This window comes from Variovorax sp. V118 (genome assembly GCF_041154445.1).
Taxonomy (GTDB): domain Bacteria; phylum Pseudomonadota; class Gammaproteobacteria; order Burkholderiales; family Burkholderiaceae_C; genus Variovorax; species Variovorax boronicumulans.
In genome coordinates this window covers 2954404-2976485 of the sequence record NZ_AP028663.1, presented here as the reverse complement: position 1 = coordinate 2976485, position 22082 = coordinate 2954404, and the positions used below count along the sequence as shown (strand labels likewise).

The window sequence follows — 22082 nt, the reverse complement described above, 5'->3', positions numbered from 1 at the left end:
AGGGGAAATGAACAAGTCTTATCGATCCATCTGGAATGAAGCGCTGGGCGCTTGGGTTGCCGCGTCGGAAACGACCCGAGCGCGGGGCAAGCGCGGCAGCGTGGTGCGTGCGGCCGTCACGGCCGGGGTGATGGGAGCGGTGCTGTTGGGCGGTGCCGGCAACGCAAATGCGCAGGCGACGATCACCGACTACACGGGGCACGCGTCGCCCGACCCCGTGCCCGGTGCCGTCCTCGACATCAACTCATACACCCGCGGCGTGATGATGCCGCGCGTCGCGCTCACCGACGCCATCACCTGGGGCCTGCCCGGCGGCGTGCCGGCCGACGGGATGATGCTCTTCAACACCACGCCCGGCACCGCCACCAACGGCCTCACGCAAGGCCTGGTGACCTGGAAGGGCGGGCGCTGGGTGAGCGTCGACGAGACGCCCTATCTGCACGTGAATTCGACCGCCGTCGGCAATTCGACCCAGGCCAACTCGGGCGCCATCGGCGCCAACAGCGTGGCGATCGGCCCCGACGCCAAGGCGCTCGCGAACGACACCGTGGCCATGGGCAACGGCGCCGAGGCGCACAAGCTTGGCGACATCGCCATCGGCCGCGCCGCCATTGCAAGCGGCGGCGACCGCCTGACCGGACCGACCGAGAACTGGAGTTCCGTGGCGGTCGGCACCTATGCCTCCGCCACCGAAGGCAACTCGGTCGCCTTGGGCGGCTCGGCCAAGGCCGAGGGACGCGGCACCGCGCTGGGTTCGCGCGCCGAAGCCGGCTACGACACCGTCGCGATCGGCACGTTCGCGGGCATGGGCCGCCCCGCCAAGGCCGACCCGAACGATTTCAGCAATGCGCTCAACACCTTCGTCGGCAGCGGCTCGGGCGTGGCCGGCAATGGCGCGCGCAATTCCTACGTCGGCAACCAGGCGGGCGTGTCCGTGCAGGGCGACGAGAACGCCGGCATGGGCTACGGCGCGGGCGGGCTGTCGACCGGCAGCCGCAACGTCGCGGTGGGCCAGCGCGCCGGCCAGTTCGTGACGGGCGACCAGAACATCAACCAGGGCACGATGGCGGGCTTGCAGTCCAAGGGCAGCAACAACATCGCGCTCGGCACCCTGGCGAGCGCCAACCTGGCGCTGGCCGCGCAGGACCCGAACGCCCCGATCTCCCAGGCCGCCGTGCAGGCGGCGAACCTGGCGGCGCAGACCGAGTACATGGGCTTTCTGGCCAAGCACGGCGTGACCGAGGCCGGCCTGGCCGACGGCACCTACACCCTGGACGCCAGCGGCAACGTCATCGAGGCCAGCAGCGGCAACGTGCTGGTCACCGCCGCCGAGCTGCAGACCTCGGTCACCCAGGCGTTCCAGCGCAACGGCGTGGCCGGCATCGACGCCAGCCGCACGACGGCCATCGGCCACCTGTCGCGCGCCACCGGCGACGATGCCGTGGCGCTGGGCTCGTCGGCGGTCGCCGGCGACAAGGCCGCCGTGGCCATCGGCACGGCGAGCAAGGCTTTCGGTGTGTCCAGCGTGGCGGTGGGCGATAGCGCCTTTGCGAAGGGCGAAGCCTCCATTGCCATGGGCAAGGGTGCCCAGGCCAACGGCACGCAGTCGATCAGCATCGGCACCGGCAACGCCGTCAACGGCAACAACAGCGGCGCCATCGGCGACCCGACCGTGATCGACGGCGCCAACAGCTACAGCGTGGGCAACAACAACACGCTGGGCGCTGCGGCGAACAATACCTTCGTGCTGGGCAACAACGTCAATGTCAACGTGGCCAATGCCACGGCACTGGGCGATTCGACCAGCGTGACCGTGGCTGACGGCGCTGCGCTGGGCAGCAAGTCGGTGGCGAGCACGGACAAGGGCGTGGCGGGCTTCGACCCGGCCGCGGGCAAGGCCTCGACGGACACCTCGGCCACGTGGAAGAGCACGCTGGGCGCGGTGAGCGTCGGCGGCAATGGCCAGACGCGGCAGATCACGAACGTGGCGGCGGGCACGCAAGCCACCGATGCGGTGAACGTCGCGCAACTGAAGGCGGGCCAGACGCACTACTACAGCGTCAACGACAACGGCGTGCCGGGCGGCAACTATGCCAATGACGGTGCCACCGGCACTAACGCCATGGCTGCGGGCGTGAACGCCGCGGCCAACGGAGCCAACACAGTCGCTGTCGGCGTGGGCGCCCAGGCCAATGGCCTCAACTCGCTCAGCGTGGGACCGAATGCCGGGCAGGGCTCGAGCGGTGCCTTCAACGCCGCGTTCGGGAGTCAGGCGGGAAGGAACGTGACCGGAACTAGCAACGTCGCTCTAGGTGGCAACGCGGGCAACCGCGTCACCGGTGACTTCAATCTCGGCGTGGGAGAGGGCGCGGGCGGGGACGTGCAAGGTGCCTATAACACCGCACAGGGCTACTACGCCGGTGTTGGCGTCGAGGGCCAGATGAACCTCGCTTCCGGCTTGTTTGCGGGCGCGTTTACCAAGGGCGACAGCAATGTGGCGCTGGGCTCCGTGGCGGGCCTCGGTGTCGAAGCCAACGACACGGTGAGCATCGGCAGCGCCGCGGTGGCCGGCGCCGAACGCGGCATCGCCATTGGCAAGGAGGCGCTGGCCGGTGCCCAGGGCAAGTTCGACTCGATCGCTATCGGCACCAGCGCCGTCAGTGGCAACGATGGCATAGCCATTGGCGGCGGAGCGACGGCTTCCAATGACCGGGCGATCGCCATCGGCATGAATGCAGGCCAAGGCGCAGGTGCTGGAGTCAACCAGCTTTTCATCGGCTTGAACGCAGGAGCGAATTCGTCAGGCGATGAGATCGTTGCGATCGGGCAGGGCGCAGCGACAGATGCCGTTGGCTCTCAAAATGTTTCGGTTGGTTCGCAGGCCGGGACGCGGATGAAGGGCAAGGACAACGTCAACGTTGGCATCAATGCAGGGGTTGGATTAACGGGCGACGAGAACGTCAATACAGGCGTCCTCTCGGGTTATGGCGCCACAGGGAGCGGCAATGCCTATGTCGGGTGGGAGGCCGGGCGGTCAGCCAAGGGCGACGACAACGCAGCGGTCGGCCGTCAAGCCGGCTATGGTGTCCGGGGAGACGCCAACGCCGCCAGCGGTTACGGGGCGATGTACGCGGTGCAGGGCAACCAGAATGCCGCTTCGGGTGCGATCGCAGGAGCCTACAGCGTAGGCAACAACAATGTAGCCTCCGGCAGTGCAGCGGGGGTTGCGATTGCTGGCAACAACAATGTGACGATTGGACAGTCGGCGGGGACCGGCTATGTTGTTGACACCACGGCTCGGACGTTCACTGATCGCAATGGCAATGCCGTCACGGCTACGCCGAGCACTCTGGCGCTCAACGATGTCGTGGCCATTGGCAACAGGGCCATCACCGACGCCGATCGCACAATCGCAGTGGGTAAAGGTTCGACGGCCAGTGCTGTGGATGCCATCGCCATTGGCAGTGGCGCTAAGGCTGTCGGTGCTCAGTCGATCAGCATCGGCACGGGCAACGTCGTCAACGGCAACAACAGCGGCGCCATCGGTGACCCGAGCGTCATCGACGGTGCCAACAGCTATAGCGTGGGCAACAACAACACGCTGGGCGCAGCGGCGAGCAACACCTTCGTGCTGGGCAACAACGTCAACGTGAACGTGGCCAACGCGACGGCGCTGGGTGATTCGACCAGCGTGACGGTGGCTGATGGCGTGGCGCTGGGCAGCAAGTCGGTGGCAAGCACGGACAAGGGCGTGGCGGGCTTCGACCCGGCCACGGGCCTGGCCTCGACGGACACCTCGGCCACGTGGAAGAGCACGCTGGGCGCGGTGAGCGTCGGCGGCAATGGCCAGACGCGCCAGATCACGAACGTGGCAGCGGGCACGCAAGCCACCGATGCGGTGAACGTCGCGCAGCTCAAGGCGGGGCAGACGCACTACTACAGCGTGAACGACAACGGCGTGCAGGGCGGCAACTACGCCAACGATGGCGCCACCGGCATCAACGCACTGGCGGCGGGCGTGGGCGCGCAGGCGAACGGCGAGCGCAGCGTGTCCATCGGCTATCTGGCCGGCGTGGGCGCCAGCGCCGGGCTGGCCGGCCAGAACAACGTGGGCATCGGCACCGAAGCGGGTGGCGGTGTCGTGGGGTCCAGCAACACTGCGGTGGGTTCCGCTGCGGGCAAGGATGTGGCCGGCAGCTCGAACGCTGCGTTCGGCATTGCGGCGGGCCAGAGCGTCCAGGGCGACTACAACCTGGCGATGGGTGCTTACAGCGGCATGGGGACCAAGGGCACCTACAACACTGCGGTTGGCGGCAGTGCGGGTCAGTCCGTGACCGGCAACGACAACATCGCCATGGGCGACTTATCGGGTGCCTCCGTCGTCGGCGATGCAAACATCGGCATCGGTGCCCTGGCCGGCGCTGGAACCACAGGCAGCAGCAACATCGCCATCGGCAGCCTGGCAGGCATCGTCGACACCGCGACGTTTGCCGGCATCACTGCCAACAACACGGTGAGCATCGGCAACAGCGCCGTGGCCAGCAAGGACGACGGCGTTGCCGTCGGTCATGGCGCGCAGGCTGCCGCCGTCAACAGCGTGGCGCTGGGCGCGGATTCGAAGGCGACGCAGGACGCAGCCGCGCTGGCGCTCAAGAACGCCTATGTGCCGGCAGGCGCGACGGCCGTGGCCGGCACCGCGCCGGTGGGCGAGGTGTCGGTGGGCAGCGCGGGCAAGGAGCGGCGCATCACCAACGTGGCCGCCGGGTCGGACGACACCGACGCAGTGAACGTGAGCCAGCTCAAGGGCGCGCAGACGCACTACTACAGCGTGAATGACAACGGCACGCAGGGCGGCAACTACGACAACAAGGGCGCGACCGGCATCAATGCGATCGCGGCAGGCGTGGATGCCGTGGCCGCGGGCGTGGGCACCGTGGCGGTCGGCAACATGGCCGGCTCGGGCAGCACGGCGGCTGGCAACTCGCACAACACCTTCGTCGGGTACGCCGCGGGCCGGCAGGTTGCGGGAGCGGACAACACGGCCGTCGGCAACAGCGCGGGTGTGTCGGTGACGGGCGGGAACAACACCGCGCTCGGGTTGAGCGCGGGCGCCCGCGTCACTGGTGACTCCAACATCGGCATCGGCGTGAACGGCGGGGCAGTCACGACCGGTTTCTCCAACGTGGGCATCGGAAGTTCCGCGGGGCAGGGCACCAACGGCGCCTTCAACGTGGCGCTGGGCGGTCTTTCCGGCGGCGGGGTCCAGGGCAGCGCCAACGTCGCGATCGGCTTGAACGCGGGCGAGAACATCAGCGCCAGCAACACCGTTGCCATCGGCAACCGTGCAAAGGCCACGGGCGACAGCGGCGTCAGCATCGGCACCGATGCCAGTGCCACCTACGCGAACGCGGTGGCGCTCGGTGCCAACAGCACCACGGCCACGGACCTGGCGACGTTGAACGCGAACGCGGCCTATGTGCCGACGGGCGCGACGTCGGTCGCCGGCGCGACGCCGGTGGGCGAAGTGTCGATAGGCGGCGTGGGTGCCGAGCGGCGCATCACCAACGTGGCGGCCGGCGCGATCGATACGGATGCGGTGAACGTGAGCCAGCTCAAGGCCGTCGATGCGACCGCCAACGCGGGATGGAATGTGGCTGCCAATGGTGAAGCCACGGGCGGCAATGTGGCCCCAGGGGCCAAGGTCGACTTCAGCAACTCGGACGGCAACATCGCGATCACGCGCACCGGCACGGATCTCGACTTCAAGCTGGCTGACGATGTGAAGGTCAACAACAGCGTGACGGTGGGCCAGAGCGTGCTCAACACCACGGGCCTGACGGTGAACGATGGAACGACGACCACAGCCGTTGCGGCCGGTGGCGTGACCAGCGGGACGGTCAAGCTGAGTGGGGTGACGAACGACATTCAGGGGCTGAGCAACAAGACGCTGACCGATCCGAGCTTTGCGACGGTGGGCCGTGCGGCCACTGAAGAGCAGCTCAAGATCGTCAATGACACGGCCAGCGCAGGCTGGAACGTGGCGGCCAACGGCGAGGCCACGGGCGGCAATGTCGCGCCTGGCGGCAAGGTGGACTTCAGCAACTCCGACAGCAACGTCACGATCACCCGCAGCGGTACGAACCTTGACTTCAAGCTCGCTGACGACGTGAAGGTCAACAACAGCGTGAACGTGGGCCAGAGCGTTCTCAACACCACGGGTCTGACGGTCAACAACGGCACGACCACCACCGCGGTCGCGGCAGGCGGCGTGACCAGCGGGACGGTCAACCTGAGTGGCGTGACCAACGACATCCAGGGTTTGAGCAACAAGACGCTGACTGATCCAAGCTTTGCGACGGTGGGCCGTGGGGCTACGGAAGAACAGCTCAAGATCGTCAATGACACGGCCAGCGCAGGCTGGAACGTGGCAGCGAACGGTGAGGCCACGGGTGGCAATGTGGCGCCTGGCGGCAAGGTCGACTTCAGCAACTCGGACAGCAACATCGCGATCACCCGCACGGGCACGAATCTCGATTTCAAGCTGGCGGATGACGTGAAGGTCAACAACAGCGTGACGGTCGGCCAGAGCGTGCTCAACACCACCGGCCTGACAGTCAACAACGGCACGACCACCACGGCGGTTGCCGCCGGCGGCGTGACCAGTGGGACGGTCAACCTGAGCGGCGTCAGCAATGACATCCAGGGTCTGAGCAACAAGACATTGACCGATCCGAGCTTCGCGACGGTGGGCCGTGCAGCGACTGAAGAGCAGCTCAAGATCGTCAACGACACGGCCAGCGCAGGCTGGAACGTGGCGGCCAACGGCGAGGCCACGGGTGGCAATGTCGCGCCGGGCGGCAAGGTCGACTTCAGCAACTCCGACAGCAACATCGCGATCACGCGCACCGGCACGAATCTCGACTTCAAGTTGGCGGACGATGTGAAGGTCAACAACAGCGTGACCGTGGGCCAGAGCGTGCTTAACACCACGGGCCTGACTGTGAACAACGGCACCACGACCACGGTGGTTGCCGCCGGCGGCGTGACCAGCGGCAGCGTGAACCTCAGCGGTGTCACCAACGACATCCAGGGTCTCAGCAACACGACATTGACCGACCCGAGCTTTGCGACGGTGGGCCGTGCGGCCACTGAAGAGCAACTGAAGAAGGTCAACGACACCGCCGGCGCAGGCTGGAATGTCGCGGCCAACGGCGAGGCCACGGGCGGCAACGTCGCGCCGGGCGGCAAGGTGGACTTCAGCAATTCGGACAGCAACATCGCCATCACGCGAAGCGGTACGAACCTGGACTTCAAGCTGGCCGATGACGTCAAGGTCAACAACAGCGTGACCGTAGGCCAAAGCGTGCTCAACACCACGGGCCTGACGGTCAACAACGGCACCACGACCACTGCGGTGGCCGCAGGCGGCGTGACCAGCGGCAGCGTGAACCTCAGCGGTGTCACCAACGACATCAAGGGTCTCAGCAACACGACGTTGACCGATCCGAGCTTCGCGACGGCGGGACGTGCAGCGACCGAAGAGCAACTGAAGAAGGTCAACGACACCGCCAGCGCAGGCTGGAATGTCGCGGCCAACGGCGAAGCCACCGGCGGCAATGTCGCTCCTGGCGGCAAGGTCGACTTCAGCAACTCCGACAGCAACGTCACGATCACGCGCAGCGGCACGAACCTCGACTTCAAGCTCGCTGACGACGTGAAGGTCAACAACAGCGTGACGGTGGGGCAGAGCGTGCTCAACACCACGGGTCTGACGGTGAACGATGGCACGACCACCACGGCTGTTGCAGCCGGCGGCGTCACCAGCGGCACCGCCAAGCTCAGCGGCGTCAGCAATGACATCCAAGGCCTGAGCAACAAGACACTGACCGACCCGAGCTTCGCGACCGTGGGCCGCGGGGCCACGGAAGAACAGCTCAAGATCGTCAATGACACCGCCAGCGCAGGCTGGAATGTCGCAGCCAATGGCGAAGCCACGGGCGGCAATGTCGCTCCAGGCGGCAAGGTCGACTTCAGCAACTCGGACAGCAACATCGCCATCACGCGCACCGGCACGAACCTCGACTTCAAGCTGGCCAACGACGTGAAAGTCAACAACAGCGTGACCGTGGGCCAGAGCGTGCTCAACACCACGGGCCTGACCGTGAACGACGGCACGACCACCACGGCCGTCGCGGCGGGTGGCGTCACCAGCGGCACCGTCAAGCTCAGCGGCGTCAGCAATGACATCCAGGGCCTGAGCAACAAGACGCTGACCGACCCGAGCTTCGCGACTGTGGGCCGTGCTGCGACGGAAGAGCAACTGAAGCAGGTCAACGACACGGCCAGCGCAGGCTGGAATGTCGCAGCCAATGGCGAAGCCACCGGCGGCAATGTCGCGCCAGGCGGCAAGGTCGACTTCAGCAACTCGGACAGCAACGTCACGATCACGCGCAACGGCACGAACCTCGACTTCAAGCTGGCCGACGACGTGAAGGTCAACAACAGCGTGACCGTGGGACAGAGCGTGCTGAACACCACGGGCCTGACGGTCAACAACGGCACGACCACCACCGCAGTGGCAGCCGGCGGCGTCACCAGCGGTACCGTCAAGCTCAGCGGCGTCAGCAACGACATCCAGGGCCTGAGCAACAAGACGCTGACCGACCCGAGCTTCGCGACCGTGGGCCGCGCGGCCACCGAAGAGCAGCTCAAGCTGGTCGATGCCACGGCCAGCAAGGGCTGGAACCTGAGCGCGAACGGCGAGGCGACGCCGCAGAACATCGCACCCGGTGGCACGGCCAACTTCGCCAATGGCGACAACATGGTGGTCACGCGCAACGGCAACACGCTGACCGTGGCCACGGCCAAGGACGTGAAGTTCGACAGCGTGACCACCGGCGACACGGTGATGAACAACGCCGGCGTGACCGTCGGCCCGAACGTCACCCTCGGCGCCACCGGCCTGACCATCGTCGGCGGTCCGAGCGTGACCACGGCGGGGGTCGACGCGGGCGGCAAGGTGATCACCAACGTGGCACCCGGCGTGGCCGGCACCGACGCGGTGAACGTCAGCCAACTGAAGGACACGGTCGCCGAGAGCAAGACCAAGTACTACAGCGTGAACTCGACCGGCGGCGGCAACGAGAACAACGACGGTGCCACGGGCGCCGACGCGATCGCCGCGGGCAAGGACGCGCAGGCGACGGCCGTCAACGCGGTGGCGATGGGCACGGCGGCGCAGGCCGCGGGCGTCAGCGCCACGTCGATCGGCAATGCCGCCTGGGCGATGGGCGACCGCAGCACGGCGGTGGGCTACTTCTCGACCGCGGACGGCATCGACAGCGCGGCCTTCGGCGCCTGGGCGCGGGCTGCAGGCAACGGCAGCGTGGCCGCGGGCGCGGCCTCGAACGCCTCGGGCGTGGCAAGCGTCGCGATGGGCGCGGCGAGCGCCGCTGTCGGCGATGTGAGCGTGGCAGTAGGTGCAGGCAGCACAGCCACAGCGACGGGTGGTGCGGCATTGGGCGCAGGCTCGGTGGCCGACCGCGCGGCCGGCGTGAAGGGCTATGTGCCGCCGGAGGCGACCACCGCGCAGGCGGACGCCATCGCCGCCACCACCAGCACCGTGGGTGCGGTCGGCGTGGGCGACGCGGCCCACGGCGTGTTCCGCCAGATCACTGGCGTGGCCGCCGGCTCCGCGCCGAGCGACGCCGTGAACGTGGCGCAGCTGCAGGCGGTGGCCAGCCAGGCCGCGGCGGCGGGCAGCAAGTGGATCACCGGTTCGCCGACGACCTACGTGGCGCCCACGTCCACGGGCACCGACAGCACGGCGGTGGGCTCGGGCGCGGCCGTCAAGGCCGACCAGGGCGTGGCGATCGGCACGGGCGCCGTGGTCACGACGAAGAACAGCGTGGCGCTGGGCAACGACGCCACCACGGCGGAGGCCAAGCCCACCAAGGAGGTCACGCTCCAGGGCACGACCTACCAGTTCGCCGGCACCAAGCCGGTGGGCGTGGTCAGCGTCGGTTCGAAGGATGCCGAGCGCCAGCTCACCAACGTCGCGGCCGGCGAGATCAGCGCCACCAGCACCGACGCGGTGAACGGCAGCCAGCTGTACGCGACGAACCAGGCGATCAACAACATGACCACCGGTGGCGGCGGCATCAAGTACTTCCACGCCAACTCGAAGGCGGCCGACTCGAACGCCGCCGGCGCCGAGAGCGTGGCCATCGGCCCGAACGCGGTCGCGCTGGGCAACAACGCCATCGCCACCGGCAACAACGCGCAGGCCAAGGCGGCCGGCAGCATCGCGCTGGGTGCCAACAGCACGGCCAGCACGGCCAACAGCGTGGCGCTGGGCGACGGCGCGGTGGCCAACCGCGCGGGCATGAACGGGCAGCGCGAGATGTTCTCGAACACCGTGGTGCAGTCGGCGCAGGGCGCGGTGTCGGTCGGTTCGGCCGGCAACGAACGCCAGATCACCAACGTGGCCGGTGGTACGCAGGCCACCGACGCGGTGAACGTGCGCCAGTTGCAGGCCGTGCAGCAAAGCGCGGTGCGCTACGACACGAACGTGGACGGAAGCGTCAACTACAACAGCGTGACCATGGGCAACGGGGCCTCCACCGGCCCGGTCACGGTGCAGAACGTGGCGCCGGGCGTGGCGCCCACCGACGCGGTCAACGTGCAGCAGCTGAACCAGGCCGGCGCCGCCGGCATGGCCTACACCGACGCGCGCACCAACGCGCTGGGCAACGAGCTGCGCAACACCGCCAAGAACGCGTATGCCGGCGTGGCCGCCGCCATGGCCGTGCAGATGCCGGGCACCTCGGTGCCGGGCAAGACGGTGATGCGCGTGGGCTACGGCACGTTCAAGGGCGAGAGCGCGGTGGGCATCAGCTTCCGCCGCACGGCCGAGAACAACGGCTGGAGCGTGACCGGCGGCGTGGGCATGAGCCGCGCCGGGGCCGCGGCCACGGTCGGCGCCGAGTGGGTCTTCAATTGAAGCGGGAGAGAAAAAGAATGAAGCAGATGAACCGAACCCTGTCCGCGGTCGCACTGGCGGCCTTGCTTGCGGCCCTGCAGGGCTGCGCCTCGCCCGGCGCCGCCATCGACAAGGACGCGCAGGCGCGCGCCGCGGCCGAGAAGCCCGCGGCACCCAGGCCCGAGGAGTTTCCGGCGCTGGACAGCGCGAAGTGGAAGCAGGGCGCCTTCCCGGGCACCGAGAAGTTCCAGCGCGTGCGCCCGGGCATGGGCAAGGACCAGCTGCGCGAGCTGCTGGGCTGGCCGCACTTCAGCGAAGGCCTGTGGGGCGTGCGCGAGTGGAACTACATCTTCCACTTCTACACGGGCAAGGGCAGCGAGCACGTCACCTGCCAGTACATGGTGCGTTTCAACGGCAGCGAGCTGATGACCGGCGGCTGGTGGAAGAACCCCGACTGCGCCTTGCTCGCGCAGCCACCGGCGGCCACGCCGATCCCGGCCAGCACCAAGCTGGCGCCGCCGCAGAAGGTCACGCTCAATGCGGACGGCCTGTTCCGCTTCGACGGCGCCTCGCTCACCGACCTGCAGCCCGCGGGCCGCACGCGGCTGGAGCACCTGGCCGTCGAGCTGCGCAACAACTTCCGCTCGCTGCACTACATCGTGGTGACGGGCCACACCGACCGGCTGGGCGGCGACGCCTACAACGAGGCGCTGTCGCTGGAGCGCGCCAACACCGTGCGCGACCTGCTGGTGCAGCAGGGGCTGGACCGCAAGCTGATCCGCACCGCGGGCATGGGCAAGCGCCAGCCGGTGGTGTCCGACTGCGAAGGCAGCCGCAGCACGCCGGCGCTGCTGCAGTGCCTGCAGCCCAACCGGCGCGTCGAGCTTGACATCGCAGGGGAGCAGTGACGATGAACGCGCCTGCTCCCTCGGGGTACCGGATCGCGCTGGTCGATTCCGACGCCTTGCAGCGCGCCTGTACCGGCAACTCGCTGACGGCGCTGGGGGCCGACTTTATTCCGTTCGTGCGCATCGCCGACCTGATCCAGGCGTTGGAGGTGGGGCAGCGCTTCGACGGGGTGATCGTGGGGCTGCACGCCGACGCGCAGAAGACGGTGGCGCGCGTGCCCGCCATGCACCAGGCGGCCGACTGGATGCTGCCGCTGCTGTACCTCACGCACCGCTCGGAGCTGGAGAGCGTGGAGTCGGTGCCCGTCGCGGTGCGCGCGCAGCGTTCTTTCGAGCTGCTGCTGACGCCCGTGTCGAACGAGGATCTGGGCGTCTGGCTGGGGTCGCTGGACGGCCGGCTGAAGCCGGCGCGGCTGATTCGCGTGGGGGCGGACGCCTGACGCGCGCCCGGGGCCCGGCCCGCTGCGGGGCCGGGCCTGTCAGCAATTCACGGCAAGGGCGGCATGGCGTGGCCGGCCTCTTCGCGTGAACTCCCTCTCCTTGACGGGTTCGCGTCCGGGCAACACCGACACCAGCCGGTAGCCCTGCTTGTAGACCGCGCGCAGCTCGTAGCCGTTCGCGGCGCACAGGTCCAGGCGCTTGCGGATGTTGGCCGCGCACACGTCGAGCACGCGCGTGCCTTCATACGGCGTGGTCTTGTCCCAGATCGACTGCCACAGCCACTCGCGCGTGATCACCTGGCCGGCGTTGCGGAACAGCGTGACGGCGAAGGCGTACTGGCGCGGCTGCAGGCGGATGCGCCGCTCGTGCAGCAGCACCGTGTGGGCCATGTCGAGAAAGCGGTAGGGGCCCCAGCTCGCCGCGCCGAGGCTGGCGGTCTGCGCGGCCTGCCGGGCGCGCAGCAGCAGGGTGCGCATGCGCCAGGCCAGCTCGTTGATGGCGTCGTCGATGCCGGCGCCGTGCAGCTCGATGAAGTCGTCCCAGCCCGGCGCGTCGCGCCAGGGCATGAGCTGCTCCCAGCGCCTGTCGCGCACGATGAGCAGCGTCGGGATGTTCAGCGCCCGGCAGGCGGCGAAGAGGCTGCGCGAAGCCAGCTCGTTCTCGACCACCAGGAGCAGCAGGTCGATCGGCTGGCCGCTGTCCAGCAACGCAAAGAAGTCGCCTGCACTCGAGAACTGGAGGGTGTCGTAGCCCAGGCGGGGCAGGCTGTGCAGCAGCTGCGGTCCGGTGGTGCCTTGCGGGTCGAGCAGGGCCACGCGCGTGGTCACCGGCATGGCTCAGGACGCCTTCTTGCCGTCCCGGACCGCCAGCACCACGATGCCCACGGCGCACGCGGCGAACAGCACGCCCGTCGGCACGGCGCCCAGGGTGCCCATCAGCCAGCCGTACAGGTCGGTCAGCATGGCGATGAGCCGGTTGCCGCGGGTCTGGCGGCTCAGGTCGTTGGCAATGAATGCGTTGAACGACAGCACTGAGAAAACCAGCGCCACAAAGCCAGCCACGATCCACTTCACGATGTTTTGCTCCCTTGGGTCCCCGGCGCGGCGCAGGCTGGCCGCCCGGGTCGTTCGATGCTAGCGGGGGCTTCGGGGTGGGAGTCTGATGAATTCTTTCAGCGCCGTTCGGGGCGGCGGCGGACCGGTCTCGGAGGGGAAAACGGGCGGGAAAAATATTTTTCCGGGTTTTTTACCTTCGCTGCCTCTTTCGCAGGCACCGCGTTGCAGGCCCCGCCAGGCAAGGGTTTCGCGCGCTGCACACACGGTTTTCCACAACATTGTCCCCACCGGATTGGGAAAACCCGTCATGGCGATGTGGTAGGGCGACGGGCGGCCCGGCGGCGGGCAAAAAAATACCCGCCGGAGCGGGTATCTCGAGGGGCCCCCGAAGGGGCGCGCTCTAAGGCAAACAGAGAGCTCTTCTTTTGCGGCCCTGTTGCGTGACAGCAAGTGCATCCTCGGCGAGGACGCGCGCCCAGCATGTCAGCTGAAAAATGTCGTAACCGTAGGACAAGTTAAAAAGTGTGAAGAATTTGGCACTTTTTCGAGCTTCGGGGGATACCCTCGGTCCGAACGATCGTGCAGAACTGTCGGTGTTGTCCGACAAGCCGGGGGCGGCCCGGGCTCTAAATTTTGCGGACTCGCTTCAAGTGCGGGTTCTCTGTGCGTGACAGCAATCCAGAGATTCAGCCCAGCATCGTGCTGGGTTTTTTTTGCGCGCTTTCCGGCGTTTTCTGGGGTTTTCTGGGGTTTTCTGGGGTTTTCTGGGGTTTGGGGCCCGTCAGCGCAGGAAGACATGCTCCATGAACTGCCGGATCGGGTACTGGATCACCGTCTGGACCCGGGCCGGCAGCTCCAGCGGGCGCATCAGCATCTTCAGCGTGGCGGCGGGGCTCAGGTGGGTGCGGATGGTGCGGTTCATGTGCGCGTTCAGCTGCTGCACGTAGGCCGCGTCGCCGGCGCGGTGCGGGGCGCGGGCCTGCAGCACGTGGCGGACGGCGCAGTCGGCGTCCTCGCTTTTCAGCTCCAGCGTGCGTCGGCCGATGGTGCCCATCACGCGGAAACGGTTCAGCCGCTCCTGCGCGCGGTAGCGGCGAAAGAACCGGTAGAAGTGCTTGTAGTGGTTGACCTCGTCGGTCGCGATGCGGGTGGCGAGGTCGCGCAGCACCGGCTCGGTGGTGCTGCGGGCCATGGCCCGGTAGTAGGTGGCGGTGCCGGTCTCGACCACGCAGCGGGCCGTCATTTCCAGGGCGCGGGTCGGGGCCAGCAGCTCGACCTTGCAGTAGGTGGCGTACTCGTCGAGGAAGCCGCGGTAGGCCGTTTCCCAGGGAAATTCGGGCCAGACGTGGTCCACGTAGGCGCGCAGGGCCCGGCCGTGCTGCAGCTCTTCCTGCTCCCAGTGGTTCGACAGCCACTCGGTGACCTCGTCGTCGCCGCGGAAGAAATCGACCAGGTTCTGCGTGTACAGGTCGGAGCCGCTCTCGATGAAGGAGGCCGACGCCACCAGGTAGAAGAGGTTCTCGTCCGTGCGCACCTGCTCGCGTGCGATGCGGGAGAAATCGAGGTCTTCGATCTTCCAGTGTTCCGACGCCTGACCCGCCATGCGTGCTCCTTGATTCATGTTGCCGATGAAAACAGGGAAGAAACAGGCTGCAGCCGGGGAGGGCGCGCACCGCTTCAGCCGTCCATATTAGCCCCGGCTCCCGGATCGCGCGTGCGCAAGGCCCGCGGCGGGCCCGGGCACCATGCGCAAACCTATAATCGATTGTTCAAGCAAATCAAGCAGTTAGGCCGGTTCAACGCAGTGGTTTCGACGCAGGGTCGCCATCGCCAGGCCGCCCCCGACAGCAGACGAAATCCAAAGATGAGCCAGCCCACATTCACGGTCGCGGACATCCGCAAGACCTTTCTCGATTTCTTCGCCTCCAAGGGCCACACGGTGGTGCCTTCGAGCTCGCTGGTGCCGGGCAACGACCCGACGCTCATGTTCACGAACTCGGGCATGGTCCAGTTCAAGGACGTGTTCCTCGGCGAAGACAAGCGCCCCTACGTGCGCGCCGCCTCGGTGCAGGCCTGCCTGCGTGCCGGCGGCAAGCACAACGACCTCGAGAACGTGGGCTACACCGCGCGCCACCACACCTTCTTCGAGATGCTGGGCAACTGGAGTTTCGGCGACTACTTCAAGCGCGACTCGCTGAAGTGGGCCTTCGAGCTGCTGACCCAGGTCTACAAGCTGCCGGCCGAAAAACTCTGGGCCACCGTCTACATCGAGGACGACGAGGCCTACGACATCTGGACCAAGGAAATCGGCCTGCCGCCCGAGCGCGTCGTGCGCATCGGCGACAACAAGGGCGGTCGCTACATGTCCGACAACTTCTGGATGATGGCCGACACGGGCCCGTGCGGTCCGTGCTCCGAGATCTTCTACGACCACGGCCCCGAGATCCCCGGCGGCCCGCCCGGCTCGCCCGATGAAGACGGCGACCGCTACATCGAGATCTGGAACAACGTGTTCATGCAGTTCGACATGCAGCCCGACGGCTCGGTCAAGAAACTGCCCGCACCCTGCGTCGACACCGGCATGGGCCTGGAGCGCCTGGCGGCGATCCTGCAGCACGTGCACAGCAACTACGAAATCGACATCTTCGACGCGCTCATCAAGGCCGCCGGCCGCGAAACCGGCACGCAAGACCTGTCGAACAACTCGCTGCGCGTGATCGCCGATCACATCCGCGCCACCTCCTTCCTGGTGGCCGACGGCGTCATTCCGTCGAACGAAGGCCGCGGCTACGTGCAGCGGCGCATCGTGCGCCGCGCGATCCGCCACGGCTACAAGCTGGGCCAGAAGAAGCCCTTCTTCCACAAGCTGGTGCCCGACCTCGTGAAGCTCATGGGCGACGCCTACCCCAAGCTGGTGGCCGACGAGAAACGCATCATCGACACGCTGAAGGCCGAGGAAGAACGGTTCTTCGAAACGTTGGCCAACGGCATGGAAATCCTCGACGCGGCGCTGGCCGGCGACGCCAAGGTGCTGCCGGGCGACGTGGCCTTCAAGCTGCACGACACCTACGGCTTCCCGCTCGACCTGTCGGCCGACGTGTGCCGCGAGCGCGGCCTGAGCGTCGACGAAGCGGGCTTTCACGCTGCCATGGAAAAGCAGAAGGCCGCGGGCCGTGCCGCCGGCAAGTTCAAGATGGACCGCAACGTCGAGTACGCCGGCGCGGGCAACACCTTCACCGGCTACGACCACCTCGAAGCCAACGCCAAGGTCGTCGCGCTGTACCTCGACGGCGTGGCCGTCGACGAACTGAAGGAAGGCCAGAGCGGCATCGTGGTGCTCGACACCACGCCGTTCTATTCGGAGAGCGGCGGCCAGGTCGGCGACCAGGGCGTGCTCGTGGCCGAAGGCGTGCAGTTCGGTGTCGACGACACGCAGAAGATCAAGGCCGACGTGTTCGGCCACCACGGCACGCAGACCCAGGGCACGCTGAAGGTCGGCGACACGGTCAAGGCCGCGGTCGACACCGCGCGCCGCGCCGCCACCATGCGCAACCACTCGGTCACCCACCTGATGCACAAGGCCCTGCGCGAAGTGCTGGGCGACCACGTGCAGCAGAAGGGCTCGCTGGTCGACGCCGACAAGACGCGCTTCGACTTCGCGCACAACGCCCCCGTCACACGCGAGCAGATCCTCGAGATCGAGAAGCGCGTCAACGCCGAGATCCTCGACAACGCGCCCACGCAGGCCCGCGTGATGGACCTCGAATCGGCCCAGAAGACCGGCGCCATGATGCTGTTCGGCGAGAAGTACGGCGAGACCGTGCGCGTGCTCGACATCGGCACCAGCCGCGAACTGTGCGGCGGCACCCACGTGGGCCGCACGGGCGACATCGGCCTGTTCAAGATCGTCAGCGAAGGCGGCGTGGCCGCCGGCGTGCGCCGCATCGAGGCCGTTACAGGCGCCAATGCGCTGTCGTACCTGCAAGACCTCGAATCGACCGTGCACAGCGTGGCCGCCACGCTCAAGTCGCCGGCCGCCGAGTTGCAGGGCCGTCTCTCGCAGGTGCTCGAGCAGGTCAAGACGCTCGAACGCGAAGTGGGCGCGCTCAAGGGCAAGCTCGCGTCGTCCAAGGGCGACGAGCTCATCGCGCAGGCGGTGGACGTCAACGGCATCAAGGTGCTCGCGGCCAAGCTCGACGGCGCCGACGCCAAGACGCTGCGCGACACCATGGACAAGCTCAAGGACAAGCTGAAGACCGCCGCCATCGTGCTGGCCGCCGTGGACGGCGACAAGGTGCAGATCGCGGCCGGCGTCACGGCCGACAGCATCGCCAAGGTCAAGGCCGGCGAGCTGGTCAACTTCGTGGCCCAGCAGGTCGGCGGCAAGGGCGGCGGCAAGCCCGACATGGCCATGGCCGGCGGCACCGACGCCGCGGGCCTGCCGGCCGCGCTGCAATCGGTGCAGGCCTGGGTCGCCCAACGGACCTGAGGTCCTTTTCGCTCACTACCCACGCAGCACTTCATGTCCGACGCGATCCCCGGTGAAGTGCTCGTGATGGGGGCGGGCACCATCGGTTGCTTCATCGGCGGCAGCCTGGCGGCGGCGGGCGTGCCCGTCACCTTCGTCGGCCGTCCGCGCGTGCTCGACAAGCTCGCGCGCCACGGCCTCACCCTCACCGACCTCGACGGCGCCCGGCACAAGCTGGCGGCGCCCACGCTGCGCCTGTGCGAGCAGGTGCCGGTGGGTGCACGGCCCGCGCTGGTGCTGCTGTGCGTGAAGAGCGGCGCCACGGCCGAGGCGGCGCGCGAACTGGCCTTTGCGCTGCCGGCCGGCACCACGGTGGTTTCGCTGCAGAACGGCATCTCGAACTGCGCCGCCGCGGGGCAGGCCGGCCCCTCGCTCAACATCCGCGCCGGCATGGTGCCGTACAACGTGGCCGAGATCGACGACGGCGCCTTCCACCGCGGCACGCCCGGCCGGCTGGCCGCGGAAGACGACCCCGCGCTGCGCGACTGGCTGCCCGTGTTCGAGCGCGCCGGCGTGCCGCTCGACCTGCATGCCGACCTGCTGCCGGTGCAGTGGGGCAAGCTACTGCTCAACCTCAACAACCCGGTCAATGCGCTGTCGGGCCTGCCGCTGCGCGACGAGCTCATGCAGCGCGGCTACCGCCGCTGCTTCGCGGCGCTCATCGATGAAACGCTGGGCGTGCTGCGCACGGGCGGCATCGTGCCCGCGCAAGTGGCGGCCGTGCCGGCGCGGCGCCTGCCGGGCCTGCTGCGGTTGCCCGACTGGCTGTTTCGCATCGTCGCGGCGCGCATGCTGCGCATCGACGCCAAGGCGCGCTCCAGCATGGCCGATGACCTGGCGTTGGGCCGTCGCACCGAGATCGACGCGCTCAGCGGCGAGGTGGTGCGGCTCGCGCAGGAGCACGGCCTGAGCGCACCGCGCAACGCGCGCATGGTCGCGCTGCTCGAGGCCTGGCCGCAACAGCCGAAGCGCTGGACGGCGCGCGAACTGCAGGACTCACTGGGTCTTTAGGGCCTGTTCATCCGCACATTCACTCCGCCGGAGCCATCCGATGCCCCACCATTTCGACGACCCTGAAGAAGGCCTCGCCCGCGAGACCAGTCACCCACGCTTCGTGACGCTCGCCGCCGACGATTTCTACTACGACCAGGCCGACGACTTCAGCCCCTTCGGCAGCGACGACGGCAACGACACGCTCTCGTCGCTGGAAGACTGGTACCGCGACGGCGGCAAGAACGGCAAGGTCGCGGGCTTCCTCAAGGCGATGCTTGCCGACTGGGACTTCGGCGTGCCGGAATCCATGCACCGGGCCGATGCCGACGTGCGCGAGACATGGCTGGCCGAGGAAGACATGCACGAGACCTTCCTGCAGTCCGAATGCCGCGCGCGCGTCGCGACGGCCTTCGGGCAGCTCAAGATCACGGGCGAGGTCGATCCAGCGATGCGCGACGAGGCACTGGCCGCCATCGCATGCCAACTGGCGCTGAACGAGCGCGCCCGTGTGCGCCATCCCGGCTGGCCGCACGCCGACGAGAACGAGGCGCGCCTGACCTCGATGCAGGCCGTGTTGAACGCCCTCTGACGGGCGCATCCGCCGAAGCTGCCGGGCCGTCGACGAGGCCTGGGTGCTGCGCTTCCTTGCGCAAGACCAGCGAGATGTCATGCGCAGCAGGTCGCCGACCCTGTACCCTCGGCCCATGGCGGCTTTCAAGAGGGAGGGGTTGTCATGCAGGTCCTGATTCTCGGCAGCGGTGTCATCGGCACCTCGGTGGCGTACTACCTGGCGCGCGCCGGGCACGCGGTGACGGTGCTGGAGCGCCAGCCGGCGCCCGCGCTCGAAACCAGCTTCGGCAATGCGGGCGAGGTCTCGCCCGGCTATTCGGCGCCCTGGGCCGGGCCCGGCGTGCCGGTCAAGGCGATCAAGTGGATGCTCATGCAGCACAGCCCGCTGGTCATCAAGCCGATGCTCGATCCGGCCATGTGGCGCTGGGGCCTGTCGATGCTGCGCAACTGCACGCAGGCACGCTACGAACTCAACAAGGGCCGCATGGTGCGGCTGGCCGAATACAGCCGCGACTGCCTGAAGACGCTGCGCGCCGACACCGGCATCCGCTACGACGAGCGCATGCAGGGCACGCTGCAGCTTTTTCGCACGCAGGCGCAGCTCGACGGCACCGCCAAGGACGTCGAGGTGCTGAAGGCATCGGGCGTGCCCTACCAGGTGCTGGACCGCGACGGCTGCGTGTTGCATGAGCCCGCGCTCGGCGCCGTGAAGGACAAGTTCGTCGGCGGCCTGCGCCTGCCGGGCGACGAGACCGGCGACTGCTTCAAGTTCACGCAGGCGCTGGCCAAGCTGGCCGAAGCCGAGGGCGTGCAATTCAGATTCGGCGTGAACATCCAGGCCCTCGAACACGAAGCGGGGAAGGGCGTGACGGCGGTGCGCACCGACCAGGGCAGCTTCACCGCCGACCGCTACGTGGTCGCACTCGGCAGCTACTCGCCCGCGCTGGTGCGGCCCTTGGGCATCGACCTGCCGGTGTACCCGGTCAAGGGCTTCTCGATCACGGTGCCCATCACCGACGCGAGCGGCGCGCCCGAATCCACCGTGATGGACGAGACCTTCAAGGTCGCCGTCACGCGCCTGGGCGATCGCATCCGCGTGGGCGGCACGGCGCAGCTCTCGGGCTTCGACCTCGCGCTCGACGCGCGGCGGCGCGACACGCTCGAGCACGTCGTGACCGACCTGTTCCCGCGCGGCGGCCCGGTGCGCGATGCCTCCTTCTGGACCGGCCTGCGTCCCATGACGCCCGACGGCACGCCGGTGATCGGCGCCACCCGCGTGCCCAACCTGCTGCTGAGCACCGGCCACGGCACGCTCGGCTGGACCATGGCGGCCGGCACCGGCCGCGTGATGGCCGACCTGGTCGCGGGCAGGGCGCCCGAAATCGACATGGAAGGCCTGACCGTCGCGCGCTACGGCGGGTAGCCCAACCCCGCTTTCCCCCTCGAAGGGCGGCCCGAAACGGCCGCCCTTTTTCGTGGGCCGTGCACCCCGGCTTCACCTCAACTAGGGTTTTTACCTAGTCATGAAGTTGTCTTCGTCGGTATTCTCGCGGTGTTCCATTAATAAATCGTTGTTTCTTTAGTGAAACAAACCACCGATTCCACGGACCCCCGATGACACACACTCGCCGCCTCGCCATCGCCGCTGCCGTCACCCTGGCCGCCGCTTGCGCTTCCGGACTCGCCTGGGCAGACACCTACCCCAGCAAGCCGATCACGCTGGTCGTTGCCTATCCGGCGGGTGGCGACACCGACGCCCTGGCGCGCCTGTACGCCGAAAAGCTCTCGGCCCGCGTCGGCCAGCCCGTGGTGGTTGACAACCGGCCCGGTGCCAGCGGCATCATCGGCAGCGCCTTCGTGTCCAAGGCCGCGCCCGACGGCTACACGCTGCTGCTCGCGCCCAGCACCTTCTCGATCGCGCAGCTGGTGCTCAAGACCGGCAGCGCCTCGGGCTATGACGTGCTCAACGGCTTCACGCCGATCGTGCAGACCGGCAACCTGCCGCTGTTCCTCGTGGCCAGCGGCGCCAAGGGCTACACCGGCCTGAAGGACGCGGTGGCCGCGGCCAAGGGCGGCAAGTCGCTGAGCTACGCCAGCCCGGGCAGCGGTTCGCCGATGCACATCCTGGGCGAGATGTTCGCCCGCGCCTCGGGCACCAGCCTGGCGCACGTGCCGTACAAGGGCGTGGCGCCCGCCGTCAACGACGTGCTCGGCGGCCACGTGCCGGTGACCTTCATCACGCTCGGCCCGGTGGCGCCCTACATGCCCAACGGCAAGATGGTCCCGCTCGCCGTGGCTTCGCGCGAGCGCTCGCCGCTCGCGCCCAAGGTGCCGACCTTCGCCGAGCTGGGCTACAAGGACGTCGAGCTCACCGCCTGGAACGGCCTGTGGGGCCCGCGCAACCTGCCGCCCGAGATCGTGAAGATGCTCAACGGCCACTTCAACGAGATCCTGAAGATGCCCGAGATCGTCGCGCGCATGGCCGTGCTGGGCACCACGCCCGTGGGCGGCGACGCCGACGTGCTGGCCAAGACCAACGCCGCCGACTTCGCGCGCTTCGGCAAGGTCATCAAGGAACTCGGCATCCAGGCCGACTGAACCTCACG

At 68.0% G+C, this 22082-nt stretch carries 11 protein-coding genes; 8 read left to right on the top strand and 3 right to left on the bottom strand.

Annotated elements, in window-relative coordinates:
* Nucleotides 1–7: 7 nt before the first annotated feature.
* The 3 genes from ACAM52_RS13790 to ACAM52_RS13780 are packed head-to-tail and all read left to right on the top strand — an operon-like array spanning nucleotide 8 to nucleotide 12329.
* Nucleotides 8–11002, top strand: a complete 10995-nt coding sequence (locus tag ACAM52_RS13790; RefSeq protein ID WP_369647329.1) for an ESPR-type extended signal peptide-containing protein — start codon at nucleotides 8–10, stop codon at nucleotides 11000–11002.
* A 26-nt stretch (nucleotides 11003–11028) separates the two neighbouring features.
* Nucleotides 11029–11889: an OmpA family protein gene (locus ACAM52_RS13785; protein WP_095747570.1), complete on the top strand. Its 861-nt coding sequence runs from the start codon at nucleotides 11029–11031 to the stop codon at nucleotides 11887–11889.
* Between the two features lie 2 nt (nucleotides 11890–11891).
* Complete coding sequence (locus ACAM52_RS13780) at nucleotides 11892–12329, top strand: hypothetical protein (protein ID WP_369647328.1); 438 nt, start codon at nucleotides 11892–11894, stop codon at nucleotides 12327–12329.
* Nucleotides 12330–12368: 39 nt separating this feature from the next.
* Here ACAM52_RS13780 and ACAM52_RS13775 read toward each other — a convergent pair whose 3' ends face one another.
* The 3 genes from ACAM52_RS13775 to ACAM52_RS13765 all read right to left on the bottom strand — a co-directional run bounded on the left by ACAM52_RS13775 (nucleotide 12369) and on the right by ACAM52_RS13765 (nucleotide 14988).
* The gene (locus ACAM52_RS13775) at nucleotides 12369–13163 is read right to left on the bottom strand and encodes a winged helix-turn-helix domain-containing protein (RefSeq protein WP_369647327.1); all 795 of its coding nucleotides are present in this window, start codon (nucleotides 13161–13163) and stop codon (nucleotides 12369–12371) included.
* Between the two features lie 3 nt (nucleotides 13164–13166).
* Nucleotides 13167–13403 carry a hypothetical protein gene (locus ACAM52_RS13770; RefSeq protein ID WP_095744972.1) on the bottom strand — a complete coding sequence of 79 codons (237 nt, stop codon included), beginning with the start codon at nucleotides 13401–13403 and terminating at the stop codon, nucleotides 13167–13169.
* A 763-nt stretch (nucleotides 13404–14166) separates the two neighbouring features.
* On the bottom strand, nucleotides 14167–14988 hold the full coding sequence (locus tag ACAM52_RS13765) for a ferritin-like domain-containing protein (RefSeq protein WP_369647326.1): 822 nt from the start codon (nucleotides 14986–14988) through the stop codon (nucleotides 14167–14169).
* A gap of 261 nt (nucleotides 14989–15249) precedes the next feature.
* On the opposite strand from ACAM52_RS13765, the gene alaS reads away from it, so the two are divergent.
* From alaS to ACAM52_RS13740, 5 genes are all read left to right on the top strand, one after another.
* Nucleotides 15250–17874: an alanine--tRNA ligase gene (gene alaS / locus ACAM52_RS13760; protein WP_369647325.1), complete on the top strand. Its 2625-nt coding sequence runs from the start codon at nucleotides 15250–15252 to the stop codon at nucleotides 17872–17874.
* Between the two features lie 33 nt (nucleotides 17875–17907).
* Nucleotides 17908–18924, top strand: coding sequence for a 2-dehydropantoate 2-reductase (locus tag ACAM52_RS13755; RefSeq protein WP_070060324.1), 1017 nt, complete (start codon nucleotides 17908–17910; stop codon nucleotides 18922–18924).
* 40 nt (nucleotides 18925–18964) lie between these two features.
* Entirely contained in the window at nucleotides 18965–19495 is a 531-nt protein-coding gene (locus ACAM52_RS13750; protein ID WP_159277234.1) for a MolR family transcriptional regulator, read from the top strand.
* 144 nt (nucleotides 19496–19639) lie between these two features.
* Entirely contained in the window at nucleotides 19640–20899 is a 1260-nt protein-coding gene (locus tag ACAM52_RS13745; RefSeq protein ID WP_369647324.1) for a D-amino acid dehydrogenase, read from the top strand.
* Nucleotides 20900–21090: 191 nt separating this feature from the next.
* Nucleotides 21091–22074 (top strand): Bug family tripartite tricarboxylate transporter substrate binding protein, encoded by a 984-nt coding sequence (locus ACAM52_RS13740; RefSeq protein ID WP_369647323.1) that lies wholly within the window; start codon nucleotides 21091–21093, stop codon nucleotides 22072–22074.
* The last annotated feature ends 8 nt before the right edge of the window (nucleotides 22075–22082 follow it).